This is a genomic window from Microbacterium sp. Z12_35 (genome assembly GCF_058310475.1).
In genome coordinates this window covers 170,000-196,760 of the sequence record NZ_JBZEGJ010000003.1, presented here as the reverse complement: position 1 = coordinate 196,760, position 26,761 = coordinate 170,000, and the positions used below count along the sequence as shown (strand labels likewise).

Annotated in this window: 29 protein-coding genes and 1 pseudogene; 15 read left to right on the top strand and 15 right to left on the bottom strand. The window is 67.9% G+C overall.

Annotated elements, in window-relative coordinates; genetic code table 11:
• Positions 1 to 268: 268 nt before the first annotated feature.
• Positions 269 to 520 (bottom strand): annotated as a pseudogene (locus AC4FS1_RS17380) (tyrosine-type recombinase/integrase); the annotation flags it as partial.
• Between the two features lie 102 nt (positions 521 to 622).
• On the opposite strand from AC4FS1_RS17380, the gene AC4FS1_RS17375 reads away from it, so the two are divergent.
• Positions 623 to 946, top strand: coding sequence for a hypothetical protein (locus tag AC4FS1_RS17375; RefSeq protein WP_491157083.1), 324 nt, complete (start codon positions 623 to 625; stop codon positions 944 to 946).
• 18 nt (positions 947 to 964) lie between these two features.
• On the opposite strand, the gene AC4FS1_RS17370 is transcribed toward AC4FS1_RS17375, so the two are convergent.
• Positions 965 to 1,720 (bottom strand): GOLPH3/VPS74 family protein, encoded by a 756-nt coding sequence (locus AC4FS1_RS17370; RefSeq protein ID WP_491157081.1) that lies wholly within the window; start codon positions 1,718 to 1,720, stop codon positions 965 to 967.
• Between the two features lie 453 nt (positions 1,721 to 2,173).
• Between AC4FS1_RS17370 and AC4FS1_RS17365 the strand changes: the two genes are divergently transcribed.
• Both AC4FS1_RS17365 and AC4FS1_RS17360 read left to right on the top strand, forming a co-directional pair.
• Positions 2,174 to 2,377, top strand: a complete 204-nt coding sequence (locus AC4FS1_RS17365) for a hypothetical protein (protein ID WP_491157079.1) — start codon at positions 2,174 to 2,176, stop codon at positions 2,375 to 2,377.
• 56 nt (positions 2,378 to 2,433) lie between these two features.
• Positions 2,434 to 3,699, top strand: coding sequence for an MFS transporter (locus AC4FS1_RS17360; protein WP_491157077.1), 1,266 nt, complete (start codon positions 2,434 to 2,436; stop codon positions 3,697 to 3,699).
• Here AC4FS1_RS17360 and AC4FS1_RS17355 read toward each other — a convergent pair.
• On the bottom strand, positions 3,631 to 4,098 hold the full coding sequence (locus AC4FS1_RS17355; RefSeq protein WP_491157075.1) for a hypothetical protein: 468 nt from the start codon (positions 4,096 to 4,098) through the stop codon (positions 3,631 to 3,633). The two genes, AC4FS1_RS17360 and AC4FS1_RS17355, sit on opposite strands and share 69 nt — an antisense overlap.
• Before the next feature lie 637 nt (positions 4,099 to 4,735).
• On the opposite strand from AC4FS1_RS17355, the gene AC4FS1_RS17350 reads away from it, so the two are divergent.
• Complete coding sequence (locus AC4FS1_RS17350; protein ID WP_491157074.1) at positions 4,736 to 5,014, top strand: 2TM domain-containing protein; 279 nt, start codon at positions 4,736 to 4,738, stop codon at positions 5,012 to 5,014.
• Positions 5,015 to 5,060: 46 nt separating this feature from the next.
• Here AC4FS1_RS17350 and AC4FS1_RS17345 read toward each other — a convergent pair whose 3' ends face one another.
• The 5 genes from AC4FS1_RS17345 to AC4FS1_RS17325 form a co-directional block, all read right to left on the bottom strand.
• Positions 5,061 to 5,666, bottom strand: coding sequence for a TetR/AcrR family transcriptional regulator (locus AC4FS1_RS17345; RefSeq protein ID WP_491157072.1), 606 nt, complete (start codon positions 5,664 to 5,666; stop codon positions 5,061 to 5,063).
• 52 nt (positions 5,667 to 5,718) lie between these two features.
• Positions 5,719 to 7,395 carry a glycoside hydrolase family 13 protein gene (locus AC4FS1_RS17340; RefSeq protein ID WP_491157070.1) on the bottom strand — a complete coding sequence of 559 codons (1,677 nt, stop codon included), beginning with the start codon at positions 7,393 to 7,395 and terminating at the stop codon, positions 5,719 to 5,721.
• 65 nt (positions 7,396 to 7,460) lie between these two features.
• A complete protein-coding gene (locus AC4FS1_RS17335; RefSeq protein ID WP_491157069.1) occupies positions 7,461 to 8,360 on the bottom strand; it encodes a carbohydrate ABC transporter permease in 900 nt (299 codons plus the stop codon).
• Positions 8,360 to 9,271 (bottom strand): carbohydrate ABC transporter permease, encoded by a 912-nt coding sequence (locus AC4FS1_RS17330; RefSeq protein WP_491157067.1) that lies wholly within the window; start codon positions 9,269 to 9,271, stop codon positions 8,360 to 8,362. The genes AC4FS1_RS17335 and AC4FS1_RS17330 overlap by 1 nt, the downstream gene beginning before the upstream one ends.
• Entirely contained in the window at positions 9,268 to 10,575 is a 1,308-nt protein-coding gene (locus AC4FS1_RS17325; RefSeq protein ID WP_491157065.1) for an ABC transporter substrate-binding protein, read from the bottom strand. The genes AC4FS1_RS17330 and AC4FS1_RS17325 overlap by 4 nt, the downstream gene beginning before the upstream one ends.
• A 120-nt stretch (positions 10,576 to 10,695) precedes the next feature.
• Here AC4FS1_RS17325 and AC4FS1_RS17320 point away from each other — a divergent pair, with 120 nt between their 5' ends.
• From AC4FS1_RS17320 to AC4FS1_RS17310, 3 genes are read left to right on the top strand one after another with little or no spacing between them, the layout of a single operon-like run.
• The gene (locus tag AC4FS1_RS17320) at positions 10,696 to 11,934 is read left to right on the top strand and encodes an ROK family protein (RefSeq protein WP_491157063.1); all 1,239 of its coding nucleotides are present in this window, start codon (positions 10,696 to 10,698) and stop codon (positions 11,932 to 11,934) included.
• A gap of 40 nt (positions 11,935 to 11,974) precedes the next feature.
• Complete coding sequence (locus AC4FS1_RS17315; RefSeq protein ID WP_491157062.1) at positions 11,975 to 12,541, top strand: hypothetical protein; 567 nt, start codon at positions 11,975 to 11,977, stop codon at positions 12,539 to 12,541.
• The gene (locus AC4FS1_RS17310) at positions 12,538 to 13,053 is read left to right on the top strand and encodes an OmpA family protein (RefSeq protein ID WP_491157061.1); all 516 of its coding nucleotides are present in this window, start codon (positions 12,538 to 12,540) and stop codon (positions 13,051 to 13,053) included. The genes AC4FS1_RS17315 and AC4FS1_RS17310 overlap by 4 nt, the downstream gene beginning before the upstream one ends.
• Positions 13,054 to 13,155: 102 nt before the next feature.
• On the opposite strand, the gene AC4FS1_RS17305 is transcribed toward AC4FS1_RS17310, so the two are convergent.
• Positions 13,156 to 14,514: a D-alanyl-D-alanine carboxypeptidase family protein gene (locus AC4FS1_RS17305; protein ID WP_491157059.1), complete on the bottom strand. Its 1,359-nt coding sequence runs from the start codon at positions 14,512 to 14,514 to the stop codon at positions 13,156 to 13,158.
• Between the two features lie 304 nt (positions 14,515 to 14,818).
• On the opposite strand from AC4FS1_RS17305, the gene AC4FS1_RS17300 reads away from it, so the two are divergent.
• Positions 14,819 to 15,661 carry an EamA family transporter gene (locus AC4FS1_RS17300; protein ID WP_491157057.1) on the top strand — a complete coding sequence of 281 codons (843 nt, stop codon included), beginning with the start codon at positions 14,819 to 14,821 and terminating at the stop codon, positions 15,659 to 15,661.
• Between the two features lie 81 nt (positions 15,662 to 15,742).
• Positions 15,743 to 16,096 (top strand): hypothetical protein, encoded by a 354-nt coding sequence (locus AC4FS1_RS17295; RefSeq protein ID WP_491157055.1) that lies wholly within the window; start codon positions 15,743 to 15,745, stop codon positions 16,094 to 16,096.
• A 21-nt stretch (positions 16,097 to 16,117) separates the two neighbouring features.
• On the opposite strand, the gene AC4FS1_RS17290 is transcribed toward AC4FS1_RS17295, so the two are convergent.
• Both AC4FS1_RS17290 and AC4FS1_RS17285 read right to left on the bottom strand, forming a co-directional pair.
• Positions 16,118 to 16,330: a hypothetical protein gene (locus AC4FS1_RS17290; RefSeq protein WP_491157054.1), complete on the bottom strand. Its 213-nt coding sequence runs from the start codon at positions 16,328 to 16,330 to the stop codon at positions 16,118 to 16,120.
• A complete protein-coding gene (locus tag AC4FS1_RS17285) occupies positions 16,317 to 16,658 on the bottom strand; it encodes a DUF7882 family protein (protein ID WP_491157052.1) in 342 nt (113 codons plus the stop codon). Before AC4FS1_RS17285 ends, AC4FS1_RS17290 begins: the two co-directional genes overlap by 14 nt.
• A 186-nt stretch (positions 16,659 to 16,844) precedes the next feature.
• Here AC4FS1_RS17285 and AC4FS1_RS17280 point away from each other — a divergent pair, with 186 nt between their 5' ends.
• Positions 16,845 to 17,024, top strand: coding sequence for a hypothetical protein (locus AC4FS1_RS17280; protein ID WP_491157051.1), 180 nt, complete (start codon positions 16,845 to 16,847; stop codon positions 17,022 to 17,024).
• Positions 17,025 to 17,039: 15 nt separating this feature from the next.
• Here AC4FS1_RS17280 and AC4FS1_RS17275 read toward each other — a convergent pair whose 3' ends face one another.
• The 4 genes from AC4FS1_RS17275 to AC4FS1_RS17260 form a co-directional block, all read right to left on the bottom strand.
• On the bottom strand, positions 17,040 to 17,915 hold the full coding sequence (locus AC4FS1_RS17275) for a metal ABC transporter permease (protein WP_491157049.1): 876 nt from the start codon (positions 17,913 to 17,915) through the stop codon (positions 17,040 to 17,042).
• Positions 17,912 to 18,652 (bottom strand): metal ABC transporter ATP-binding protein, encoded by a 741-nt coding sequence (locus tag AC4FS1_RS17270; RefSeq protein WP_491157047.1) that lies wholly within the window; start codon positions 18,650 to 18,652, stop codon positions 17,912 to 17,914. The genes AC4FS1_RS17275 and AC4FS1_RS17270 overlap by 4 nt, the downstream gene beginning before the upstream one ends.
• Complete coding sequence (locus tag AC4FS1_RS17265; protein ID WP_491157045.1) at positions 18,649 to 19,578, bottom strand: metal ABC transporter substrate-binding protein; 930 nt, start codon at positions 19,576 to 19,578, stop codon at positions 18,649 to 18,651. Before AC4FS1_RS17265 ends, AC4FS1_RS17270 begins: the two co-directional genes overlap by 4 nt.
• A 135-nt stretch (positions 19,579 to 19,713) precedes the next feature.
• Positions 19,714 to 21,039, bottom strand: coding sequence for an O-acetylhomoserine aminocarboxypropyltransferase/cysteine synthase family protein (locus AC4FS1_RS17260; RefSeq protein WP_491157043.1), 1,326 nt, complete (start codon positions 21,037 to 21,039; stop codon positions 19,714 to 19,716).
• Positions 21,040 to 21,373: 334 nt separating this feature from the next.
• Here AC4FS1_RS17260 and AC4FS1_RS17255 point away from each other — a divergent pair, with 334 nt between their 5' ends.
• From AC4FS1_RS17255 to AC4FS1_RS17235, 5 genes are all read left to right on the top strand, one after another.
• A complete protein-coding gene (locus AC4FS1_RS17255; protein WP_491157041.1) occupies positions 21,374 to 22,036 on the top strand; it encodes a fasciclin domain-containing protein in 663 nt (220 codons plus the stop codon).
• An 80-nt stretch (positions 22,037 to 22,116) separates the two neighbouring features.
• The gene (locus AC4FS1_RS17250; protein ID WP_491157039.1) at positions 22,117 to 23,715 is read left to right on the top strand and encodes a molybdopterin-dependent oxidoreductase; all 1,599 of its coding nucleotides are present in this window, start codon (positions 22,117 to 22,119) and stop codon (positions 23,713 to 23,715) included.
• A gap of 34 nt (positions 23,716 to 23,749) precedes the next feature.
• Complete coding sequence (locus AC4FS1_RS17245; RefSeq protein ID WP_491157037.1) at positions 23,750 to 25,543, top strand: gamma-glutamyltransferase family protein; 1,794 nt, start codon at positions 23,750 to 23,752, stop codon at positions 25,541 to 25,543.
• Between the two features lie 161 nt (positions 25,544 to 25,704).
• Positions 25,705 to 26,160, top strand: coding sequence for an SRPBCC family protein (locus AC4FS1_RS17240; protein WP_491157035.1), 456 nt, complete (start codon positions 25,705 to 25,707; stop codon positions 26,158 to 26,160).
• 97 nt (positions 26,161 to 26,257) lie between these two features.
• Positions 26,258 to 26,752 (top strand): GNAT family N-acetyltransferase, encoded by a 495-nt coding sequence (locus AC4FS1_RS17235; RefSeq protein ID WP_491157034.1) that lies wholly within the window; start codon positions 26,258 to 26,260, stop codon positions 26,750 to 26,752.
• The last annotated feature ends 9 nt before the right edge of the window (positions 26,753 to 26,761 follow it).

Here is a 26,761-nt window from a genome sequence, read left to right as displayed (position 1 = left end):
CTGTACAGCGCTATTTCGACATCCGCCTCACAACTCATAATCGTGAGGTCGCGGGTTCAAGCCCCGCTCCTGCTACAACGAGAAAAGCTTGGTTGAGCGGCTTTTCGACCTTGTTAAAATCGCGCACAGCGAAGCCAAGTCGGTAGTCTGCCCACATTTGCCCACACTTGGCCTCGTCCTCGACGGGGCGCAGAGGGCAACTCGCCCGAACGTGGGGCCCAACGCAGATTAGCGCCCGGCGATTGCGCTGGTCGCCACGACGGGATCATCACCCTGACGGGCCACGCCCGTTCGCGAAAAGCTCGCCCGCATCACGGTCGAGAGCATCCGAGACAGCGTTCAAGTCCTCGTCGAAGAGCTCGGCGTACACGTCGAGTGTCGTGGCCGCAGACGCGTGGCCGAGCATCCGCTGGACTGCTTTCACGTTGGCGCCGGCCGAGACCGCGAGGCTAGGAGCGGCGTGACGCAGGTCGTGGGGAGTGACAACCGGGGACGCCGGGTGTGCGGCGCGGACTCTCGCGGCTCGTCGGGCGCATGGCTTGTAGCGATTGCGCGAGATGACCGCCAGCACGACGCCATCCGTAGACGTGGAGCCCACGAGGTACACACGACCCTCGCTACCGTGACTCTCGCGTTTCACGGCGGCATCGACATGATCGGGGGAGAACAACTCGTCGCAGCCTACGCACTGCTCGAGCGCGGAGGGACGGTCATCGCACTCGGACACGCCGCCGCAGCGAGCGAGCACTTCTCCTACGGGGCGTTCGTCGCGGACCCCACGACGGCGGACCGCTCCATCACGAGCTTCTTCCTCGGAACCGAGCCGGACCGGGCGGTCGAGCTGCGGTACCTCGTGGCGGACAGGGAATTGCTGCTCGGCCCGATCCACGTCAGAGGGTGGACCGAACTGCCGGAGCTTCGCGGGTCAGGATGGGCTCGTCTATAGCGCAGCTGCGACGTCGCGCTAGGCGCGGGGAAGCACGACCGCGGCCATGATGACGTTGTTGACGATGGTGGCGGCGACAGTGCGCGCGACAGCCTGAGCCGCAGCGCCGGCACCCCAGTTGCCGTTCTTCAGTGCCTCAGCGCGGGCGATGACCGGCGAGGTCCAGGGGATGTCACGGTCGAACTGAGGCAGCGTTCCGCTGCCGTACAGAAGCGCGGCGAGCGCTGCGACGCGGGGAGTGGGTTCCGCTCCGTCGACAAGGACGGCACGGACGTCGGCGAGCAGTGCAGCGCGGTGTTCGTTGTCGCCCTCCTCGAGTGCTGTGAAGCGGAACAGACCGAGCGCCTTCCGGGCGCTGCGACGGAGATCCCCACGCCCGACGAGGCGGTCCAGCAGCGGTTCCCGCAAGGTCGGGCCTGTCGCGGCGAGCACGGTCTGCACACCCTTCGGCTTATCCGCGACGTACTCCCAACTCAAGCGGAGGAGTTGGTCAGACGGAGGGTTGTCGGTGACAGCCTCTACGGTCGTCGTTCCGAGCAGGCCGGTGCCCGTGCTCACGTGGCCTCCGAGTGCGAGGTCGGCGAGCACCGCCCCTGCGAGCACATAGTAGAGAGTGCCCTCTCCGGCGATGTTTCCCGTACCGGCCTCGGAACCGGGTTCGGGCCTGAAGAGAAGCAGGAGAAGGTCCTCCGCCAGTGTTGGCGTCTCAAGCCCCGCAGTCGCCTTCGGCTCCTCGGCCGGAGTGGAAGACGAATCCTCGAAATGTGTGGTCATGGTTTTTCCGTTCTCGCTTCTCGATTCGGTGACACCACAGGAGCGGGCAGTGCCGTGACCCGATCTAGCTAAGGCCGTGTTGTCGGGACAGGGTCAAGTCCGTGGCGTGGGCTCGCCGCCCGTCTGTCCACCCCGCGCGCGGATGGCTCGCGCCTGCGGATCCGTCGGCTCATCGCTGTGGGGCTTCCGCTGGAGCGGGTACACCTGATCGTGACGGCCACATCCGAGGGCACACCCGCTGCGCAGTCGTGACCGCGCAAGCCTCTTCGATCACGGAAGCGACGCCGCTCTACGACCCGGGTCATCAGGCACTTCAGGTTCTGTTCTCAGACCCGGAGGTTCGACAGCTCGAGGGTGATGTCGGCCTGCTGCGCGGCAACTCGGGATGACCGTCTTCTCGATCGTCTTCGCAGGGAGCTTGCCGACCCGCGCCGTCTCGAGTCCCTCGCACTCATGGCCGGTCAGTTGCGGGAGGTGACCAACGACTCGTCCGAGGACGAACGCGTCGCTGTCATTGCGACGTTACGGGCCGGCGCGTCCGGGATCGACGATGTGCGCATCGGGGATCCGGCGCTTCGCGCTCTTCCCGAGGACTACATCACCCGCTCATTCGATCCAGCGCAACTCGATGTGATGCGGCGAGCCATTCCCCACTGAGCCCCGCGATCATCCGGGCTTGACCCTGTCACGAGGACAACGTTCATGGTGGACAGGTGAGAATCACCATCGCCTATTTGAGCTCCTACTTCCTGTCAGTGCTGGCCAACTCCATCGCGGCGGTCGCACTGCCGCTGATCATCCTGACCACGACCGGCAGTGCTCTGGGCGCGGGGACAGTCGCCGTCACCACTGCGATCCCAGCGCTCCTCGCGGGCGTGCTGATGGGGGTCGTCATCGACCGGGTCAATCGGCGTACGTCGTCGATCGTCACCGACGTGATTTCCGGAGCCGCCGTGGCCGCCTTGCCGCTGATTGCTCTGTTCACCGAACTGAACCTGGCTCTGTTCATCATCTTCGGTGTGATCGGTGCACTCGGCGACATCCCGGGGATGACAGCACGGGAGACACTGCTGCCGGCTGTCGTCCGTGCAAGCTCGTTCCCGTCCGAGCGTGTGATCGGCATCAGAGAGAGTCTCGGTGCGATTGGACTCGTGCTGGGGCCGGCGCTTGCCGGCACCCTGATCGCACTCGGCGGCGGGACCACGGTCCTGTGGGTCACCGCGGGATTCTCACTGGCGGCCGCGGCCGTTACCGTCTTCATTCCCCATCGGCTGGGTGCACACGACGCAATTGGTCGCGCTTCGAGCCGGTTCGGTTGGGCGGAACTCCGAGAGGGTTGGTCGACCCTTTTCCGAAGCCCGTTCCTCATGATGCTTGTGGCGATGACCTTCATGGCCGGCATCGTCTTGTCCTCGTTCCAGGGTCTGATCCTGCCGGTGTACTTCACGGAGCTCGGTCAGACCCCGGTTCTCGGCTTCGTACTCAGCGCTCTTGCCGTCGGCCTCCTAGCGGGCAGTGGCATTTATGCCATCTTCGCTCAGCGCGGACGTGGCCGTCGTGCGTGGCTCAGCACCGGATTGATCGGCGCCACCGTGGGCCTGGCCATCATGGCCACTCTTGCCAACGTGCCGATCGTGCTCATCGGTGCGTTCCTGACCGGTCTGGCGAGCGGACTGTTCACCAGCCTCATGGGAGTACTCATGCTCGAGCGCATCCCCGACGGAGTTCGCGGCCGTGTGCTCGGCACCCAGAACGCCGTGATGACCATCGCACCACCGCTAGGGGTCATGATCGCCGCCATCATCACCGAGACCACCACAACGGGAGTCGCCGCAATCGCGGCCGCCAGTATCTGGGGAATCATGACCATTGGCGTACTGGTGTCCAAGCCGCTCAGAAACCTCGCTCCGTTACCAGAGGATCCGCTGCTCCCCGTCGACGATCAAGGTCCCGAGGGACTGGGCCGAACCCGACCGTAGACGAAGCTCCACGCCGCCCCCGGCGCGTGAACCAGGGCGAAGAGAACGGGTGTGACGAGGAGCGCGATCGCGAACCCTAAGCGCGCGTCGGCGAAAGGACGCCCAGAAGATCGTCCAGATGGGGAGGACGACGACGGCGGCGCGGCCCAGGGGGTGCCAGCGGAAGCGACCGGCGATCGTCGAGAGCCATCCCGGCCGCACCCCGAGGAACGCCCACTCGAGGGGGCCCCACGCGGGGATCATGAGAGCGATGAGAAGGTTGCCGCCGGCCCACAGCCCGAACGTCACAGCCGGGTTCGACGGGTCCATCGCGGGGAGGTCAATGGCGGCATCGATCGCGGCGGCGACGGGAGCCGCGAGACGAAAGACCGCGGCGGCGAACACGGCGAGTGCCGACACAGCCGCGGCGACACGGCGCCAGGCGTTTCACGGGCCGTGGAGCCCTCGGGCGGAGTCGTCGGTCTGCTGGTGCGGCGCGAGCGGGGTTGCGGCGTTGAGAAGGCGGCGTAGAGCGTTGCAGCGTAGACAACATCCCAGTCGGCCGCCACTACATCTGCGACTGGATTGATCGAACGGTCAGCGGGCTGCGCATCCCGGCTGCGGATCGTCAGTCAACCGCCGAATGATCGGCGATGGAGTCGGCAGGATCTCCCGGAAACCTCCTGTCTGAGGCGCTGCGCGCCTCGGACAAGCGGTGCCTGCATGTGTGCCGACAGACGCCATCCGTCCCGCGCGCGCAACTGCTACAGGTAGGTTTCCGTCGAACACAGAAGCGTGAAGTACGGCTCTGTCTGTTCCCTTCACAAGGCACCGGATTCCCGGTGCCTTTTCCATGCCCGGCGCGTCACGCCGTGCAACCTCCGGCCGATCTCGGCGAAAGCCACTAATTTACCGAGCGGTATGGTTTACTGGTCGCCATTCCGCACTGCAATCGGGGGATGCGGGCCTCGCACGCCCGGCTCCACAGCGTCAAAAGCAACAACCCTGCAAGGAGAACACCGGACGATCCACATCGCTCATCGAAAGGACACCGCACATGGCAACAGTGAACGATTCCTACGAGCTCGCGCGTCGGCGCGTGATTGCAAAGACGATCTTCAAGTGGGTCGTGGCCGCTTGGGTACTCCTTGCGGTGGTTCAGATCGCGATCTGGTACTTCACGACACCGGGCGGCTACTTCTGGCCGGTGTGGCCCATCCTGGGGACCCTGGTCGCGGTCGTCGTGTGGGGCGTTTTCACTTATGGCCGCCGCCCCGCCGATGTCTCGGAGAGCCGCATTCAGGCCGAACTTGCCCGCATGCGGGGCGGCAACTGACGGGGCGTTCTCTGGATCTCTGAGGGCACGATGCCCCGGAGGCCTCCTACGGGCACCAGTTCGACAGTGCGACGTCGACGACCTCGTCGAGCTCGTCCCGCCCCACGTCGCTGGCGGCCTGAACGGCGATGCCGAACCCGACGGTGACGATATATCGAGCGAGGCGTGCGGGATCGGCGTCGCGGGGGAGGTCCCCTTCCAGGATGGCCCGCCGAAAGCGCTCCTCCAGATCCGTATTCGCCTCGTTGCGCCACCCCACGAGCACGTCGTGGGCCGGTTTTCCTTCGTCGCCCGTGGCCAAGGCTCCCTGAACACCCATGCACCCGGGCGGAAATGCGGGGCCGGTGGCCGTCATGACCGCGCCCCGCAAGAGCTCCTCGGCCACCTCGCGCGCCGTCGGCCGCTGCATCGCATGCTCCACGTACGACCCCGGACCGTGGGTATACCGCTCGAAGGCCCTGCGGAACAGCTGCTCCTTGTTGCCGAACGCTGCGTACATGCTCGGCTTGCTGATACCCATCGCACCCGTTAAGTCGGTGATGCTCGTACCCTCGTAACCCTGCGCCCAGAAAAGGGTTACCGCGCGGTCGAGAGCCTCGTCTGCATCGAACTCTCTGGGCCGCCCGGTCCGACCACCGCGCGAGTCGCTCATGACAATATTCTAACGAGTTGGTACCGATCGGTAGGTGACGTCGACACCGGCTTCAGCTCACGCGCAGCCACACCGTGGTCGCCCCCGGGAGTTCGCCGGCCGGGAGGGGTCCGCTCGCGAGCAGGACATCGCCACCGGGCAACGGCACGGACTCGGCGCCGAAGTTCGTGACGATCATCCATCCGCCTGGTCGAGTGAAGCCGAGAACCTCGCCGCGGGAGAGATCCTCGTTCCACTCCAGCGTCTCGGCCGTCTGCAGTCGGTGGCGCAGACGCAGAGCGTCGCGGTAGAGGCTGAGGGTCGATTCGGGATCGTGCTCCTGCGCCTCGACGGAGACGTCGCCGAACCACGTCGGCTGAGGCAGGTGGGCGCCGTTCTCGCCGAAGCCGAACGACGACCCGGTGGTCTTCCACGGCAGGGGGACGCGGCATCCGTCGCGTCCCAGCCCGTCGAAGCTCCACTCCGGCTGATTCACCGAGCGGTGATAAGCGGGATCCTGCCGAGCCTCGGCGGGGAGGTCGCCGACTTCGTGAAGGCCGAGTTCCTCGCCCTGGTACAGGTAAGCCGACCCGGGGAGGGCGAGCACGAACAGCGTCGCGGCACGTGCCCGGCGCAGACCGAGGTCGAGATCGACACCGTCACGGGTTGCGCCGGCGAGCATCCATTCGGTCCCCTGCTTCACGTCGCGGCCGTCCAGGGGAGGAAGCCCGTAACGCGTCGCATGGCGGGTCACATCGTGGTTGGAGAGCACCCACGTCGAGGACGAGCCGGTGATGAGAGACTGCGCAAGGTTTTCGGCGACGATGGTGCGGAACTGTGCCGCGTCGAAGTCGGCCGTGAGGAGGTCGAAGTTGAAAGCCTGGCCGAGACTCGTCGGTGCCGCGTACTTCGCGCGCCGCTCGGCGGAGTCGACCCAGGCTTCAGCGACGGCGGTCCGGGGCGGGTCGTATTCGTTGAACAGAGCGCGCCACTCGGCGTAGACCTCGTGCACCTCATCCCGGTCGAGGAGGGGATGGCGACCGGAGGCGGGATCGAGCAGGTCCAGGTCGGCCTGAGCGGGGAGGGGGTCGAGCAGCTCCTTGACGAGCATGTGCGCCACGTCGATGCGGAAGCCGTCGACGCCGCGGTCGGACCAAAAGCGCAGCGTCGTCAGGAAATCGTCGCGCACCTCGGGGTTGTCCCAGTTGAAGTCGGGCTGTTCCTTCGCGAAGGAGTGCAGATACCACTGCCCGTCGCCGACCGGCTCCCATGCGAGCCCGCCGAAGACCGACGTCCAGTCGGCCGGGGGGAGTTCACCGTTCTCCCCGGCCCCGTCGCGGAAGAGGTACCGGTCGCGTGCGGGACTGTCGCGCCCGGATTCGAGTGCCTCACGGAACCACGGGTGCTCGTTCGAGGAGTGGTTGGGCACGATGTCAACGATGACGCGGATGCCCGCATCATGCAGCGCCGACATCATCTCGTCGAACTGGGCGAGCGTGCCGATTCGCGGGTCGACGTCGCGGTAGTCGGCCACGTCGTATCCGCCGTCGGCCAGGGCGGAGGGGTAGAACGGGCTCAGCCACACCGCGTCGACGCCGAGGTCACGGAGGTACGGCACGCGCGAGATGATGCCGCCCAGGTCGCCGATGCCGTCGCCGTTCGCATCGGCGAACGAGCGCGGATAGATCTGGTAGACGGCGGCTTGGCGCCACCACGAGGCGGCGGGGGCGACGACGGATTCAGCTGCCATCGGTCTCTCCTTCGAAGCGGGAGGGCAGGGCGGGGCGCGTGCCCTGCTCCCGTGCGGTCGGTCGGTCAGCCCTTGAGGGCGCCCTGGGTCACGCCCTCCATCACCCAGCGTTGGGCGAAGAGGTAGGCGATGATCGCCGGTGCCATGGCCATCAGGTATGACGCGAAAGCGACGTTGTACTCGCTGCTGAACTGCGTCTGGAAGAGGTACTGACGCACGGGCAGCGTCTGCAGGTTCGCGTCGGAGATGATGAGCGACGGCATCATGAAGTCGTTCCAGGCGTAGAGGAACGCGAAGATGCCGACTGTTGCGCTCATCGGCGCCAGGAGCGGGAAGATCAGGCTCCAGAAGGTCTGCCACGTCGACGCACCGTCGATTCGCGCGCTCTCCTCCAACTCGATGGGGATGGAGCGCAAGAACGCCGTGAACAGCAGCACGCTGAAGCTGAGCTGGAACATCGTCGCCAGGATGATGACGCCGAACGGGTTGTCGAGGCCGAAGCGGCCGGTGAGTTGGATCTGCGGGAGCGCCACGACCGGGAACGGAATGAACATCGCCCCCAGCAGGTAGAAGAACGACCAGCGGAAGACCCGCCGATCCCAGTTGCGCACGATCGCGTACGACGCGAAAGCGGCGAGGAGGATGGTGGCGACGACGGTTCCGACGGTCACCAGCAACGACATCGCGAAACCGACGGGGAATCTGGTGAGCTGCCAGGCGTCGATGAAGCCCTGGATGCTGAAGGGCATCGGCAGCGAGAACGCATTGCCGTCGACGGCCTGGCCGCCTGTCTTGAACGACATCGAGATGGTGACGTACAGCGGCAGGAGGACGGTGACGGCGCAGAGGAGCAGGATGACGGTGCCCGACCAGCTGACGCGTTCCCCCTTGCCGCTTCGGCGCGCGCCGGATGGGGGAACCACGATGTTCTTGGTGCTCGCTGCGGTGGCGGTGTCCGTGGTCATCAGAGGGCGTTCCTTCCGCGCGTCACCGAGAGTTGGCCGATGGCGATGACGACGGTGATGATGAAGAACAGCGTCGCCGTGGCCATCTGGTAGGCGTAGTCGCCGGTCTGGAAGCCCCGGATGATCGTCATGGCGATGCTGCGGGTCGCCGTGCCCGGCCCACCGTTGGTGAGGCCGATGATGATGTCGTAGGCGTTCAGGAAGTTCTTGAAGCCGAGGATCACGTTGATCACGACGTACCCGGCCACCAGCGGCAGCGTGATGCGCAGCAGCTGCTGCGGCTTCGAGGCGCCGTCGATGTCGGCCGCCTCGTAGACCTCGCCGGGGATCGAAAGGAGCCCGGCGATGTAGATGAGGAGCGTGCCGGGGATCGACTGCCACGCGGTCACGATCACGATCCCGATCCAGGCGAGGTCGGGATTGGCCAGGATGCTCTCCTGCAGGGCGGGGATGCCGAGGGCGGACCCGATGGCCGGCAGGGAGTTCTGGAAGAGGAACTGGAAGACGTACGCGATGATGATGCCGGAGACGACCATGGGGATCACGAAGATCGCCCGGAGCCCGACCTTGAACCGTATGCGGGAGGTCAGCCCCACCGCGAGCAGGAACGCGGCGATGTTCACGACGATCACCGTCACCAGCGAGAACCCGAAGGTGAACAGGAAGCTCCCCAGAATGGCCGGGTCGCTGAACGCGGCGACGTAGTTGGTGAAGCCGATGAATTTCCAGTCGCCCAGGCCGATGGAGTCGGTGAAGCTGAAGAAGATGCCGATGATGCCGGGGACGGTGATCGCGAGGGTGAACAGGATCACCGGCGGGAGCAGGAAGAGGTAGTAGATCGGCTCGACCCGCTTGCGGCTGTGGCGCACCTGGGGGTCGCCGCCGGTCACGATCGTTGCGGTGGCGCTCATCCTGCCGTCTCCTCTGTCGATACCGCCGGCTGGCGGAACGCCAGTCGGGCCCAGTCGGCGTCCATCGTCCGCAGGAGGCGCAGGGGATCCGTGCCCAAGACCAGCGCTTGCGCGTAGTTCTCGGTCGGAATCGCCCGCGGAATGAGGACGCCCGGGCCCTGGTATACGGCGCCCTCGTTGTAATAGGCGATCATCCCCTCGATCCGGGGGTCGCTGGGGTCTTCGCCAGAGGTGGTCGGCACGAATCCGAGTTGCGACTCGTTGTACGCCTGGATGATGTCGGGGTGGAAGAGGTACTCCAGGAAGTCGAAGGCGCCCTCTTTGTTGGATGCCTCGTCGGGAATGAGCGTGACCAGGTCCATGTTGACGCGCACCTTGAGGTCGGCGGGGTCCTCGGTCATGGGCAGTGGGAAGGTGCCGAGTTCGAGGTCGGGTGACGTCTTGGCGATCTCGCTGAAAGCCCACGGACCCTGCATGTACATGGCGCCCTCGCCCTGCGCGAAGGCGACGTTTCCGGTGTCGTAGTTGCGGCCGTTGGCATTGGGCTGCGTGTACTCGCTGGCGAGGAGCTGCATCTTCTCGATCGGCTCGAGGAAGTCCTTCTGGAACGACACCGGGGAGTCGGGCCCGACGTCGGCGCCCTGGGCGGCGAGCTCGTCGAAGAATTCGAGAGGGTCGATCGCACCGCCGATGCTGTAGTCGAACCAGCCCTGGTTGACGGTCCACGCGTCGGCGAACGTGCCGTAGAACGGCGAGATCCCCGCCGCCATCAGCGTGTCGCATACCTCGATGAGTTCGCTCCAGGTCTGCGGCACCTCGAGGTCGTGCTCGGCGAAGATCTCCTTGTTGTAGATGACCGACGCGCCCATGACCGAGTACGGCAGGCCGGTGATCCGACCTTCGCAGACGCCGTACTGCTCGAGGAGTTCCTGCATCTCGGGGCGGATGGTGCTCGCCGCTTCGGTGTCGGACAAATCGGCCAGCGCGCACCGCTGGACGAAGCGCGACACCTCGTGGTTGTAGTTCGCCAGCATGAGGTCGGGCGGGTTCCCTCGGACGAAGCTGGCCGCAATCGGGTCAGGGCCCGATGTGTCCATGTTCACGCGGAACTCGTCCTGTGAGGCGTTGTAGTCCGCCACGACTTCCTGCATGAAGTCGATCGCCTCACGTTTGTTGAAGGTGAAGTGGACGCTCTGCGTTCCCGAACCGGCGCCCGTGCTGCACCCGGCAAGCAGCGATGCGGTCAATACGGCGGTGAGACCCGCCGCGGCCAGGCGCACCGTGCGCCTCGTTCTTCCAGACATCCTTGTCCTTCCCAACGACCATCGACTTAGATTTGGGCACTAAATCTAGTGAGTGCATCTAAACGACGGGACCACTGTCTCACCCGGGGCCGGACGCGTCAACCTTGTATCGTCGGGTACATGGGTCTAGGGTCAGCGAGCTCCCCGCAGCTGCTGAGGCGCATGAACTCGGGGGCAGTGATGCGGTTCGCGCTGCGTTCCTCCGAGTTCACGGCGGCCGAGGCGATGGAGGCGACGGCGCTGACACGGTCGACCGTTCTGGGCGTGTGCGACGATCTCGTCGCGGCGGGATGGCTGAAGGAGATCGCCGACAGCAGAGCCGCGGGCCTCACCAGCAAGGGACGACCGGCGCGGCGCTACTGCCTCCGCGAGGAGGCCGGCATCGTGGCCGGTATCGATGCGGGGGAGCATCGCTACACGGCCGCCGTCGCCACCCTGCGTGGGCGCATGCTCGCCACGCGCACCGCCATCCCCCCACCCTTCGTCGGGCCGGCGGGTGCGGAGGCCGAGGGCGGGCCTTCTGCTGCGGCCGGACGTCGCGATCTCGCGGCCACCCTGCTCCACGAGACGGTGCGCGCTGCCGGAAGGGAACCGACCGACGTGCTCCTCTGCGTCGTCGGCGTGCCGGCGCCCGTGGACTCTGCGGGACGATCCCCGAGGGGCGATCACGACTTCTGGATGATGATGAACCCGGGTTTCGACGGGCTCCTCGACGGCGCTGCGGTGATCGTCGAGAACGACGCGAATCTCGCGGCCGTTGCGGAGCAGACGCAGGGGGGACGGGCGCGCATCGACAACGTGGCGACCGTGCTCTCGGGGGAGCGCCTGGGCGCTGGTGTCATCGTGGACGGCCGGCTCCTGCGTGGCGCGCGGGGAGGCGCGGGTGAGATGCGGTTACTCAACATCGTGGAGGGCGCGGGATCTCCGGAGGGGATCGGCGCCCTCGCGCGCATCTGGGCGCAAGCGGCGGTGCGAGACGGCGCCGATACCGTCCTCCGATCAGTCGGCACCGCGGACATCTCCGCAGAGGACGTGTTCTGCGCCGCGGGCGTCGGAGATCCTCTCGCGTGCGACATCATCTCCCGCCTGGGATCACGCGTCGCGCGGGTGGTCGTCGTGCTGGCGAGCCTTCTCGACATCGATCGCGTCGTGATCGCGGGGGCGATCGCCGAGGCGGTCGAGCCGGTCCTCGTTCACGCTCGGCGCGTCCTGGAGGACGAGTTCCCCTCTCCCGCGCCCGAGGTGGTCGCGAGTTCGCTCGGTAGTGACGTCGTCGTGCTCGGCGCTGTCGAGTCGGCCCTGTCCCGCGTACGCGAGGCCCCGCTGGCCTTCACGCCACGCACTCGTGCCGTCGCCTGAGCATTCCGTGCGGCGGGACCCGTTCCCCTAAGCTGTGCGCATGATTTCACCGCGCGTCCACCCGCCCGCATCGAGGGTGGGCGTGGTGACCGGCGCGCTGGCGTTCGTGCTCCTGATCACCTCATGTGCGCCATCGACACCCGCCCCGTCGACGAGTTCCGCGGATCCCAGCCCGTCCGCCAGTGCGGAGGCGCCGAACACCGAAGCTGAAGTGGCCACGGCCACAGCGACGCTGAAGGATGGCACCGTCGACGTCATCGTCCGATCCCTGGAGAGGGATGACAACGGAACGACGATGACGCTGCGCGCCGCCTTCGTGCCGCACTTCGGCAAGGAAGGCGAGAGTTACACGCTGTCGTCGATAAACGGGTACATCTTCCTGCGACCGGTCCTCCTCGACCGCCAGAACCTCAAGCGGTACAGCGTGATCGAGGGAGACGGACAGCAGGAGTGGCTGACGAACACCAGCGCCGAGACGGTCGAAGGCGAACCGCTCGAGTCCTGGTTCGTCTACGCCGCGCCGGAAGACGACATCGACGAGATCACTTTCACCATCGACGAGTGGTCGATCGAGCTGCCCGATATCCCGATCGGCGGTGACCGATGAAGGTGGCGACAGCTGCGGTCGGCGTTGCCATCCTGCTCGCGGCGGGCGCCTTCGTTGACAGGGAGGACGCACCCGAGCCGACGCCCGAGCAGTTCGACGAGTCGATCATCGCGTACTCGATCGAGGGTTCCGTCGAACTGCTCGTCGAAGAGGGCGCGGACGACCAGAGCCTGACGCTCGGCTCCGATGTGCTCTTCGCCTACGGCTCCGCCGACCTGGACACCAGCGCGCAGGCCGCACTGGAGGCTCTGATCGCCGACCTCCCGGACGGGGCATCCGTCACCGTCGACGGTCACACCGATTCCCGCGGCGGTGACGCCGTCAATATCCCGCTGTCGCAGGCGCGCGCGCAAGCGGTCGCCGACGTGATCACGAGTCAGCGCGGCGACGTGACCATCGCGGTGACGGGGCACGGGTCATCCCTTCCCCTCGCCGATGAGTACCCGGGCGGCCAACCGGACTACGGCGCCATGGCGACGAACCGCCGGGTCGAGATTCGCATCGGAACCTGAGGACCCGCGCCGCATGCGGCCCGACATCCGGAGAGCGAGTCGTCGCGAGGCATCGCTCTCCGGATTGCCCGAAGGCGGGCAAGCTGAGCGGGCGCTGCGGCCTCACCGGTCGCCGAGTTCGCCGGGGTGGGTGAGTCGCCACCACTGCGTCGGCGGCTGGATGCTGCCCTCGAGTATGACGACGGCGGTGGCGGTGTTCGGCCCGGCGGTCCAGGTGAGCGTTCCCACTTCCTCGCCATCCTGATACCGGGTCGGGGTCGTCAACTCCATCGTCACGGCGATGGGTGTGTCAGACCATGTGAAGATCGATGCGCTGTCGCGAACGACCAGTCGCGCGCTCGATCCCCAGGGGGTCGACACGCGACCCACGTCATCGCCGGAAGCCGCGACGGGCACGTCGTGGAAACCCGCGCGGATGCTCTCCAGCAGCGCGATGACACTGCCGTTCACGGAGTCGCGCGAGAACCCGTCGAGCATCACTCCCGTGACGGCCAGCGGTTCGGTCGCTCCGACGTCCAACGACGCGGTGTACAGCAGGTGGAAATGATTCTCGCCCAGGTTTCCCGTCTTCAGCCCATTGATTCCGGCCACGCCGAGCAGGTCGTTCGTGTTCGCCATCCCGCCGAGGGAAGGAAGGGAGAGGGCCGGCGTTGCGGTGAGCTGCGCGATCGTGGGGTGGGATGCCGCGAGTTTTCCCAGCGTCACGAGGTCGCTGGGGGTGCTCATGTTCCGGCGGTCGATCCCTGTGGGCTCGACCATGGTCGTTCGGGTCAGGCCGTGGGCTACCAGCCACGCCCGAGCCGCGTTGACGAAGGCGCGCTGCGAGCCGAACGCCCACGTCGACACCGCCTCGGCGTAGTTGCTCGCCGACGGGATCAGCATCATCGCGAGAGCGTCGCGCTCCGACATCGAACTTCCCGTCGGCATCGCAGCGATGGTGGCGCCGAGCAGGTAGTACCTGTCGTAGAGATCATGATCGGCCTTGTCGAACGTGATCGTGGGCCCCGGGTCGTCGGGTCCGGCGAGGGGCTTGGCGTCAAGGACGACCAGCGCGGTGATGAGCTTGCTGATGCTTGCGATCGGCCGAGGTTCCTCCGCTCCGCTGGTCGCCCAGATCCCACTCGCAGCGTCGCCGAGGTACTCGTCGGCGCCCGAGATGCTGATCGCTGACGCCCCCTCGGCGGGGAGAGCGACGGTGGTCGCGGGAGGTACAGCGACCTGGGGCGTCTGCGACGACAGGACGGGAGCGCTCACGGGCGCCGTCAGCGCCCATCCGGTATAGCCCCCGACCGCGGCGACCATCACGGCGACGACGACAGCCGCGACGATCAAACCCCGGCGACGGCGGCGGCGCCGGGCCACCGGATCGAGGTCGGCGCCCCGCGGCGCGTCAGGGTCGTACTCGCCCCGCATCAGCTGCGCGAGCCCAGATATCCCGTCCGAAGAGTCGTGCTGCGTCATTGCGGGCCCCCGTCCGTAATGCTGAGCTCCATCATGCCGGACGGATGCCGGGGACACCCCCCGCGGCAGAGCCGGGTCTCCGGAACCAGGTGTGGAGCGTCTCGATGGTGCGGGAGGGGCAACCGCCCGCACGGGGATCGGCCGACTCTGCGGTGGCGTGGCGCTCGACGATTCCCACGTCCACGCCGAGCAGCGTAGGCCCGACCATGGGTCTTGCGGCAAGCCGCTGCCCCCGCGATATCCTGGGCGTGGCACGGTGATTCCCTCACCGTTCGAGCCCGGCGTCGAACGATCGGCCCGATAGATGTCCATCATCCTGGCCCTGGGCAGCGCCATCGCGTTCGGCGTCGGCGACTTCTTCGGGGGGCTCGCCAGCCGCCGCACTGCCGTCACGGCCGTGATCGTCTGCTCTCAGCTTGTGGGGATGGCCGTCCTCGTCCCAGCGCTGGCGTTGGTGCCGGGCGATCCAGACCCGGCATCGGTGGCCTGGGGATGCGGCGCCGGACTGGCGGGCGGCGTGGCCCTCCTCCTCTTCTACCGCAGCCTCGCCGAGGGGAGCATGAGCGTGGCCGCGCCCCTGACAGCGCTGGGGAGCGCGGGAGTCCCTGTCGTGGTCGGCGCGGCTCTGGGGGAGCGTGCGTCGGTCGTGGCGCTGATCGGGATCGCCATCGCCGTCGTGGCGGCGGTCCTCGTCAGCGCGGAGGGCGGACGGCTACCGGGTCCTCGCGAACTGTTCACCAGCACATCCAGCGGCGGCGCGCTGGTCGCCGGCGCGCTCTTCGGGGTGTTCTTCGTGCTCCTGGATCAGTCGGATCCCTCCAGCGGCTTGTGGCCCTTGGTAGGGGCGCGGCTGGGCTCGATCGCGCTCATGATCGGCATCGGCCTGCGTGCCCGGCGCGCTCTCCGTCCCCATCGCGGTGCCGTCGGTGCGATCGTCATAGCCGGCGTCTGCGACATGGGTGCGAACGTGCTGTTCCTGCTGGCCACGCGCTCCGGTCTCCTCATCATCACCGCGGTGCTCGTGGCGCTGTATCCCGCGGTGACCGTGCTTCTCGCGCGCGCACGTCTGCACGAGCGAGCGCATGCCATCCAAGTCGTCGGGTTCGCCGCTGCGGCGCTCGCCGTGACTCTCATCGCGATCGGCTGATCCTGCGGCGACCGTTTAGCGGAATCCGGCGCCGAGGGAAAGGGTCGGCGACAATCCATGGCCAGCGGATACACCTGAATGATGGACCGGATTCACTACGCCGGCGATTCCATCCTCACCGGAACGGACATCGCTCACGCCCTCCTTGAATACGCGCGCGCGCTCGCACAGGTCGGTTCGTCCGACACCGTCGAGATCCCGACGGTGACCGAGGACGGTGAGCCCGGCCGCTCGGAGATTCTTGTCGGACCCGCCAGCCAGGTCATCTCCAGCCTCGAGGACCTGGAGCTCGAGGAGGTGGTGGACCGGGAGCTGGTCACACGGCTACAGGAGATGACCGAAAACCTGGAACGGTTCGGCACGTCGTCCCCCGGAGCCGCTATTCAAGGGGAGCATGAGCTACCGGTCGGCTGGTCCGACTTCGAGGACATCTGACCCGGCAGGCGGTGCGGACCGCTACTCGTCTCCGGGGATCGGGATGAGAGCGAGGTCGGTGGCGGCGGTGACGAGCAGGGAGGTCGGACGAGGTGCGCCCTCGCCAGAGTTGACCTCCAACCAGAACGCCTCGTTGGAGCGTGCCGCCGTGAGGATCTCCTCGCGCAGCTCGTCGATGTCGCGGTTGCCCACGGAATACGATTGGCCGCCGTAGACGATGTCAATACGCTTCATCGTTCGCCTGTTCTCTCGTGGACGCCGCGGCGGGCGCGGGCTCGGGGACCACGTACAGCCCGCGGGGAGAGTTCGCGGTATACATCAGCGCGTCGACCCACGCGCGGTTGAGGGCCGGAAGGCGGCCGCCGTAGTACTTGTACGTGATCACGCTGTGCGGGTGCACCCAGATGGATGTCCGGCCGTTGCCGATGCTCGCATCGTCCTTCCAACTGAAGTGGAAGGACTCCCCGCGCCGCAGCTTGGCGCCGATCACCACCTGAAGGTGAGCCAGAAGGCGGTCCTCAAAGTCCGCCTTCAGCTGACCTTCGAACAGGAACTTGCCCATTGCTTTCCCTCCACCGCGCGGGGACTCGCGTGATGAATCCGCTTTCAGCATGCCACATCGGGCGGTATCGGCGTCGGAAAGCGACTCGGACGGCCGCCCGCTACCTGCTGACGGCCACGCGCGCAACCCGGGAAACACCCCGCGCCGTGGATGCCTACTCTGGGGTTCCATGAAAGGAGCGTGAACATGATGAGCACTCCCATTCCGCCGATCTCGCCCGAGGATGAGAACCCGGCCAGCGAACTGAAGACCGACGTCGTGAACGACGTCGAGCGCGAGCACACGATCACGGGCGATGTGGTCGGTGGGGATGACGCGGACGACGATGGGCCCGACGCCACGGGGGAGGACGACGCCGAGCGGTGACGCCGGCGTCACCCGTCAGGAGACGTTTCCGGCGTGACGCGGCCCGCGCTGGCGACGCATCAGCTGGCCGATCACGCCGTGCCCAGGGCTGAAGAGGTAGACCGCGGTGAACACGATTCCCTGGACGACCACGACGAGACCCGCTGAGGACGCATCCAGCCAGTAGCTCAGGTAGATGCCCACCACGGATGACAGCGCCGACAGGATCGGCGCGATCACCAGCATCCGTCCGAACCGGTCGGTCAGGAGGTAGGCGGTGGCTCCGGGGATGATGAGCATCGCCACGACGAGGATGACGCCGACCACCTGGAGGGCCACGACAGCGGTCATCGCCAGCAGCCCGAGGAGGAGCGCGCCCAGCATCCGCGGTGACAGCCCGATGGCGAAGGCGTGGGCAGGGTCGAACGCGTAGAGCGTGAGATCGCGCCGCTTGATCACGAGGACGACGAATGCGATCGCGGCCAGCACGGCGATCTGGATGAGGTCGCCGGCGGACACCCCGAGGATGTTGCCGAAGATGATGTGGTTGAGGTCGGTCTGACTCGGGGTGACCGAGATCAGGACGAGACCCAGCGCGAACAAGGTCGTGAAGACGATGCCCATCGCAGCGTCTTCTTTCACCCGGCTGGTTCCGCGGATGAGGCCGATCAGCGCGACGGCGAGAAGCCCGAAGACGACTGCGCCGAGGGCGAAGGGCGCCCCGACGATGTAGGCGAGGACGACGCCGGGGAGTACGGCGTGAGACACCGCGTCGCCCATCAGCGACCAGCCGATCAGGACGAGCCAGCACGACAGCAGGGCGCACACGACGGCGGCGATCACCGTCGTCGCGAGAGCGCGCGTCATGAACTCGTACTGCAGCGGCTCCAGCAGCAGGTCCACCGGGTTCACCTCTGTCCTCCCCCCACGGGAGCATCCAGTCCGAAGGCCCGCGCGAGATTCTCGGGGAGGAGGGCATCGGCAACCGTCCCCTGGAACACGATGCGGTGCAGGAGCAGGATCGCATCGTCGGCCAGCGTCGGCAGGGCGTGCAGGTCGTGGGTCGACACCAGCACAGTACGGCCGTCGGCGGCGAGTTCGCGAAGGAGACGCACGATCGTGGCCTCCGACTTCTTGTCCACGCCGGCGAAGGGTTCGTCGAGGAGCAGGATGGCAGCATCCTGCGCGATGCCGCGTGCCACGAACGCACGCTTGCGCTGGCCGCCCGACAGCTGACCGATCTGCCGGTCGGCGAGGTCCGTCAGCTCCACTCGGGCGAGCGCCTCGTCCACAGCAGCGTGGTCTGCCGCGCGGGGACGTCGGGTGAGACCCATGTGGCGGTACCGGCCCATGAGGACCACGTCGCGGACCGATACGGGGAACGCCCAGTCGACGTCCTCGCTCTGCGGCACCGAGGCGATGAGCCCCTTCTTGCGAGCCGTCGTGGGGGCCTCACCTGCCACCCGGACCTGTCCGGTATCGGGCGGGATCATCCCCAGGACGGTCTTCAGCAGGGTGGACTTCCCCGCGCCGTTCATCCCGATGAGGCCCGTCACCCGCCCGGGATCCAGGGCGAGCGTCACGTTGTCGAGCGCGACCACCTCGCCGTAACGGACGGTCGCGTCGACGACGGAGATGGACGCGGTCACGACGCGCCGCCCGTGAGGGCATCGAGGATCATCGCGGCGTCGTACCGGATCAGGTCGAGATACGTGGGCACGGGTCCGTCCTCCTCCGACAGCGAGTCGACGTAGAGTGTGCCCCCGAACTCGGCGTCGGTCGCCTCGACCACCCGTTGCATCGCGCGGTCGGACACCGTCGATTCGCAGAACACCGCCGGCACGTCGTTGTCGTTCACGAATCGGATTGCCGACGCGATCTGCTGCGGAGTCGCCTGCTGTTCGGCGTTGACCGGCCAGATGTACGCCTCGGTGAGGCCGGCGTCGCGGGTGAGGTAGGAGAACGCGCCCTCACACGTCACCAGGGCGCGCTGGCTCTCCGGGATCGCGGACAGCTCACCGACGAGGTCATCCTGGATCTGCTGCACCTCCGCGGCGTATGCCGCGCCGTTCGCGGCGAAGTCCGCTGCGTGCTCGGGGTCGAGGTCGCTGAAGGCGTCGACGAGGTTCCCGACGTAGATCTGCGCATTCACCGGGCTCATCCACGCGTGCGGATTAGGCCGGCCGTCGTAGGCGTCTCCCGCGATGTCGATCACCTCCACCCCCTCGGAGACGACGACGTGCGGCACATCGGCCGACTCGACGAACTGGCTGAACCACGCCTCGAGGTTCAGTCCGTTGTCGACGATGAGGTCGGCCTCCGACGCTTTCGCAATGTCGCCGGGGGTCGGCTCATAGCCGTGGATCTCGGCGCCGACCTTCGTGATCGAGTCGACCTGCAGGTGCTCGCCGGCGACGTTCCGCGCCATGTCGGCCAGAACCGTGAACGTGGTGAGGACGCGAGGGCGGTCATCGCCTCCCGCGGCGGCGTTTCCGCCCGCGCATCCTGTGAGGAGGGCAGCGGCAGCCGCCATCCCTGCCAGACGCCTCACGGCGACGGCACGATTTTTCGGCATACCGAAAAGCTACCCGAACCCGCGAGCCGACAACCTGTCGACTCGCCACAAAACGCGCAGAAAACGAGCGAGACAGGACAGATCGTGGCGAGTCGACGGGGTCCGGCCTCCAGTAGCCGAGATCGATGCTCATGGTCACACCTCCGGGTGGGGGATGGCGCTCGCCGCGTCCAGGGCCTGGGCGAGATCGGCGAGAAGGTCGGCCGGGTCTTCCAGACCGATCGAGAGGCGGATGGTCGTGGGGGAGATCCCGGCATCCGCCAGCTGAGCCGCGTCGAGGTGGCTGTGGGTCATCGAGGCCGGATGGGCCACGAGGCTCCGGGCGTCACCGATGTTGGCGACGAGTTTGATCAGGCGCAGTCCGTCGACCACGCGATGCACCCGGGCGCGGTCGGTTTCCGCGTTCCCGGAAGAGGCGAGGTCGAACGAGAACACGGCGGGCACGCCCCGGGGAAGGTAGCGCCGTGCCGCCTCCGCCCACCGGTTGCCGGGAAGCCCGGGATGATGCACGACGGCGACGTCGGGGCGAGCATCGAGAAAGCGCGCGACCTGGAGGGCGGATGCGGTGTGCTTGGCGATGCGCAGATCCAGCGTCTCGATGCCCTGCAGCAGTTGGAAGGAGTTGAACGGCGCGAGCGAGGGGCCGAGGTCGTGGACGTACTTCGTCTTCAGCAGCGCGGCGAACGCGAAGCCCTGCGGGCCGAAGCGGTCCCACAGCACGATGTCGGACACCCGCGGGTACGGCTGGGTCAGCTGCGGCCAGCGCTCGGGGTCGGCGCTGAAGTCGAAAGACCCGATGTCGACGACCACGCCGCCCATGGAGGTCCCGTGGCCCCCCAGGTACTTGGTCGCCGAGTGCACCACGATGTCGGCGCCGAACTCGCCGGGCCGCTGCAGGTAGGGCGTGGCGACGGTGTTGTCCACGACGAGCGGCACGCCCGCGTCGTGGGCGACATCGGCGACGCCGGAGACGTCCAGCACCTGCGCGGTGGGGTTCGTCACCGACTCGGCGAAGAGCGCGCGGGTCTCGGGCCGGACGGCCGCGCGCCACGCGTCGAGGTCGTCCTGGTCGACGAAGGTGACGGCGATTCCCCAGTCGGCGAAAGTCTCCTGGAGGAGATCCACCGTGCCGCCGTAGAGCTGCCGAGCCGCCACGACGTGCTGACCCGCCTTGGCGAGGGCGAGGAGGGTGATCGCGACGGCCGCCTGCCCGGATGCGACGGCCACGGCTGCACGTCCACCCTCGAGCGCCGCGACGCGCTCCTCGAGGATGAGCTGGGTGGGATTGGCCGACCGGCTGTACAGGTTGCCGACTTTCCGCAGCGCGAAGATGTCGGCGGCCTCCTGCAGCGACGCGAACTCGTAGGCGGTCGTCTGGTAGATCGGCGGCGCGACGGCGTTCTGCGGGGTGCCGGGGGTGTAGCCGCGGTGCACCTGCGACGAGGCGAAACCCTCACTCACGGCTGCGCGCAGCCTTCCCAGCCCCCGCACGATCGTGGCCGCGACCGAGCGGTGCGGATCACGCCGAAGGTGATGTATCGCGCCATGCGTCTGCTCCCATCCCTGCCTGACTGATGAGCACTGATCCTGAAGCCGATCCCGCTCCACCGCGAGGAAGGTTGCGGACCGTGTCCGCATGTGTCGTCACAAACCCGGCCGGAGAGCCGAGCGAAAGTCGAGGAATCCGATTCGCGGACGGCGCCGAAGAGAAAGTGCGCGCCCACCCGGGCGGGCCTGCCCCACCGGGGCGGCACAGCACACCGGAGTCCCCTGGCTCCTGATCTCGGAGGAACTCATGATCACTTCCCGCAAGCGCCTCAGCGTCGGTCTCGCCCTCGTTCTCGCGTCATCCTTCGCCCTCACTGCGTGTTCCATGGGTGGGTCGTCGAACACCACGGAGGAGAGCTCGGAGCCGATGACGGAGTCCAGCGCCCCCGCCACCGAAGAGCAGATGGATCCGGCCGCCAGCCTCGTCGGTGCAGGCTGCGCCGACTATGCCGAGATGGTTCCGGATGGCGACGGCTCGGTGTCGGGCATGGCGGAGGACCCGGTGGCTGTCGCCGCCTCGAACAACCCGCTGCTGACCACGCTCACCGCAGCCGTCAGCGGCCAGCTCAACCCCGACGTGAACCTCGTCGACACGCTGAACGGCAGCGAGTTCACCGTCTTCGCGCCGGTCGATGACGCGTTCGCCAAGATCGACCCCGCCACGATCGAGACGCTCAAGACCGACACCGATCTGCTGACGTCGATCCTGACGTACCACGTCGTCCCCGGGCAGGTCATGCCGGATGACATCGCCGGCACCCACACGACCGTGCAGGGCGCGGACGTCGAGGTGACGGGCAGCGGTGACATGCTGATGGTCAACGGCGCCGGCGTCATCTGTGGTGGCGTGCAGACCGCCAACGCGACGGTCTACCTCATCGACACGGTGCTGATGCCCCCGGCCGCCTGATCGCGACTGCACGACGCGGAGGGAGCCGCGGCGCCGGAAACGGTGGCCGCGGCTCCACCCTCTTTCAGAAAGGGACTCGGATGACTCGGCGACGACCTCTGCGCGGGTGGGGATGGGCGGCGATCGTGGGCGCTGTCAGCGCTGCTGTCCTGCTCGCCGTCAGCGAGCTGGCGGCACTGCTGGTGGCCCCCGCCGCCAGTCCGCTCTTGGCGGTCGGCTCCTTCGTCGTGGACGTGGTGCCGCGGCCGCTGAAGGAATTCGCGATCGAGACGTTCGGTTCGGCGGACAAGATCGTGCTCCTCGCCGGGCTCGGCGTGGCCGCGGGAGTCGCTGCGGCAGCCGCGGGGATTCTCGAACTGGTCCGGCGGCCCGCGGGCGCGGTCCTGCTCGGCATCGGCGCCGCCGCGGCGACCGCGGCGATCGTCACGCGGTCGGGGGCCACCGGTCTCTCGTGGATTCCGCCGATCCTCGGCGGAATCGCCGGGATCACGACCCTGATCCTGCTCACCGCGCGACTGCGGCGCTGGATGACCGCAGCCGGCGCGGCTCGCGTCGACGAGGACGGCGAGGGCGACCCCGCGGACGCCGCACGCCCGGAGCACCCCGGGAACGTCGACCGCCGATCGTTCTTCATGATCACGGCACTGGTCGCTGCATCCGCCGTCGTGGTGGGTGTCGGTGCCCGCGCGCTCAGCGTCGTGTCGACCTCCGTCACCGCGCTCCGCGACGCAGTGCGGCTGCCCTCGCCGCGGACCCGCGTGACCGTGCCGGCCGGGGCGGAACTCGACCTCCCCGGTCTCACGCCGCTGTTCACCCCGAACGACGAGTTCTACCGCGTCGACACCGCGCTCGTCGTCCCCACCGTCGACCCCGACGCCTGGCGGCTCGTGGTCGACGGCATGGTCTCCCAGCGGGTCGAGCTGAGCTTCGCCGACCTCCTCGATATGGGGCTCGACGAGTACGCGATCACTCTCACGTGCGTCTCGAACGAGGTCGGCGGCGACCTGGTCGGCAACGCGACCTGGCTCGGTGTTCCGCTGCGTGACGTCCTGCGGATGGCCGGACCAGCCGCGAACGCCGACATGGTGCTCTCGCGCAGCGTGGACGGGTTCACCGCCAGCACGCCGCTGGCTTCGCTCACCGACGACGGCGTCGACGCGATCCTCGCGGTGGGGATGAACGGCGAGCCCCTCCCGCTGGAGCACGGCTTTCCGGTCCGCATGGTCGTTCCCGGGCTCTACGGCTACGTATCGGCGACGAAATGGCTGACGCAGCTGACGGTCACGACCTTCGCGCAGGATGAGGCGTACTGGACGCCGCGCGGCTACAGCGCCGAGGCGCCGATCAAGTTCTCCTCCCGGGTGGACACACCGAAGATCGGCGCGGGAGTAAGTGCGGGCCGGATCCCGGTCGCGGGGGTGGCGTGGGCTCAGACCGTGGGGATATCCCGCGTCGAGGTGCGCATCGACGACACGGAGTGGCAGGAGGCCACCCTCGCGGCGCCGATCAACAACGACACGTGGGTGCAGTGGGTCCTCGAGTGGGACGCCACTCCGGGCACGCACTACGTCACGGTCCGCGCCGTCGACAACAACGGCCGGCTGCAGATCGAGCAACCGGCACCGATCGCCCCCGACGGATCGGCCGGGTGGCAGCGCACCCTCGTGACGGTCACGTAGGACGCGAATGCGGCACACCCGGAAGAATGGGACGATGTCGCATTCCCCCTGGGCTCCCCCCTCCTCCTTCACGACGCGGCCGACCCTCTCCGGCTCCTACGGAATGGCCGCCTCGACCCACTGGCTTGCCACCGGCACGGCGCAGAGCGTTCTCGAGCGGGGCGGCAACGCCTTCGACGCCGCGGTGGCGGGATGCTTCGTGCTCCACGTCGCCGAACCGCACCTCAATGGTCCCGCCGGTGACCTCGTCGGACTCGTCGCCGCGCGCGGCACCGAGCCGCGCGTGCTGTCGGGCCAGGGCCCCGCGCCGGCGGGAGCGACCATCGCGCACTACCGCGGCCTGGGGCTCGACGCCGTCCCGGGCGCAGGGGGCCTGGCGGCCGCCATCCCCGGGGCCTTTCCCGCCCTCCTCCGGCTCCTGCGTGAGCAGGGCACGTGGGAGTTCACCGATGTCGCCGCGTACGCGATCGAGTACGCCGAGCGGGGCGTCCCGGTGGCCGCGAGCTGGGCCCGGACGGTCGGCGCGGTTGCCGAGCTGTTCCGTGACCATTGGCCCACCTCGGCGGAGCTGTGGATGCCCGGCGGCCGCGTGCCCGAAGCGGGGGAGGCCTTCCGCAACCCGCAGTGGGCGGATGCTCTGCGCCGCCTCTCCGCCGTATCCGCAACGGGACTGTCGCGCGACGACCGCATCGACTCCGCCCTCCGCGAGTGGCGCGAGGGCTTCGTCGCCCGCGAGCTGACGGCCTTCCTGGCCGAGCCGCACCGGCACTCCGACGGCGGCTCCTACCGGGGCGTGCTGACCGAAGCGGACATGCGCGGGTACGCGGCCGCTTGGGAGGAGCCGGTGACCTATCGCTTCCGCGGGGTGGACGTGGTCAAGGCGTCGAGCTGGGGATCCGGTCCCGTCCTGCTGCAAGCGCTCGCCATCCTCTCCGTCTTCCCGGACGACGAGCTCGACCCCTCCACGGCGCGCGGCGCGCACCTCGCCATCGAGGCGCTCAAGCTCGCGTTCGCCGACCGCGAGGGCTACTACGGAGAAGACGCGCGGCCCGCGCTGGACGTGCTGCTCAGCGACGACTACGCCCGCTCCCGCGCGGCGGAGATCCGAGATTCTGCGAGCGCGGAATGGCAGCCGGGCACGATCCCCGGCCACGAGCCGTTTCTCCCGCCTCTGTTCACCGAGCACGCCGGTACCGGGGGCAGCGTCGGCGAACCGACCGTGCGCAGCTCGGGCGAGACGCGGGGGGACACCTGCCATATCGACGTCGTGGATGCCGCGGGCAACATCGCCAGCATCACTCCCTCTGGCGGCTGGCTCCAGTCCTCGCCCGCCGTTCCCGGGCTCGGACTGGCCGCCGGCACGCGTCTGCAGATGACATGGCTGGACGAGAGCTCGCCGGCGGCGCTGCGTCCGGGAGCCCGCCCCCGGACGACACTGTCACCCACCCTGCTCGCGCGGGAGGGAGTGGTGGTCGAGGCGCTCGGGACGCCCGGTGGTGATCAGCAGGACCAGTGGCAGCTGCCCTATCTCCTGCGGAGGATCATCGGCGGGTATTCCGCGCAGGCGGCCATCGATGCCCCGACCTTCCACACGACGCACCTGCCGAGCTCGTTCTGGCCGCGCGCGTGGGAGCCACGCGGAGTCGTGGCGGAGGATCGGCTCGGCGCAGGCGTGATCGACGAACTCGCCGCGTGGGGGCATGCGGTGGTGGTCGTCGACGGCTGGTCGCTGGGGCGGCTCTCCGCGGTGACGCGTGACGCCGGTACCGGCACCCTCACCGCCGCCGCGAACCCGCGCGGCAGTGCTGGATACGCCGCAGGCCGCTGACCGGGCGCACGTCCCGGCCGCGGCGTGAACCCGGGGTTCGACAGCATCCGCGACGCCGACCGGTCGGATGTATTGGTATACGCCGGCCGAATGTCAATCCCTCCCCGTCGGTGGATCACCTGCGGTGGGCTGGAGTTACGAATACAACACTGAGGAGTGACATGGTTCAAATCATCGAGACGATCGACGTCGATGTGCCGGTGAACACGGCCTACAACCAGTGGACGCAGTTCGAGAGCTTCCCCTCCTTCCTGGACGAGGTCGTGTCGATCGAGCAGCGCGATGACACGCACCTGCACTGGAAGGTGAAGGTCGGCGGCGTAGAACGTGAGTTCGACGCCGAGGTCACGGAGCAGCATCCCGACGAGCGTGTCGCGTGGCGGAGCGTCGGCGGCGAGACCGACCACGCAGGCGTCGTGACGTTCCACAAGCTCTCCGACACGTCCACGCGCGTGACCGTGCAGATCGACTGGGAGCCCGAGGGGCTCTTGGAGAAGGTCGGTTCGCTGGTGGGCGTGGGCTCGCACGCGGTGAAGAAGGACCTCAAGAACTTCAAGGAGTTCATCGAGAGCCGCGGCGCCGAGACCGGCCAGTGGCGTGCGGACGTTCCCCGCTGACATTCGCTAACCAACGGCGCCCCGGTTGTCAACGCTTCGGCACCGGGGCGCCGTGGTGTGTTTACTCGGGAGCGGATCCACACGACCGGAGGACGCGATGAGCGGACGGGACACCGCTGAGCCCGCGGCGCGGGTGCGCCCCATCGAGGTAAGCGATGCGGGGGAGGTGTTGACGCTCCAGCGGGCGGCCTTCGTGTCGGAGGCGCTCATCTACGGCGACGCCGACATGCCGCCGCTCACTCAGACGCTCGAAGAGCTCGAGGCCGAGCTGCAGGACAACCTCGGATGCGTCGCCCTGCTGGGCGAGCGCATGGTCGCGGCCGCGCGCGCGCGACGGGACGGCGATCTGCTGCTCATCGGCCGCATCGCCGTGGCACCCGACATCCAGGGTGCCGGTCTCGGATCGTTGATCCTCTCCGCGGTCGAGGACCGGGGCAGGGAAGCCGGCGCGACCGAGGCCGAGTTGTTCACCGGCCGTCTGAGCGAAGCGAACCTCCGGCTGTACACGCGAGAGGGCTATCAGGAGACCGAGCGTGCCGGCGGCGAATCCGGCGAGGACCAGATCTTCCTCCGTAAGCGCCTCGTGCCCTGACGGCGGCCG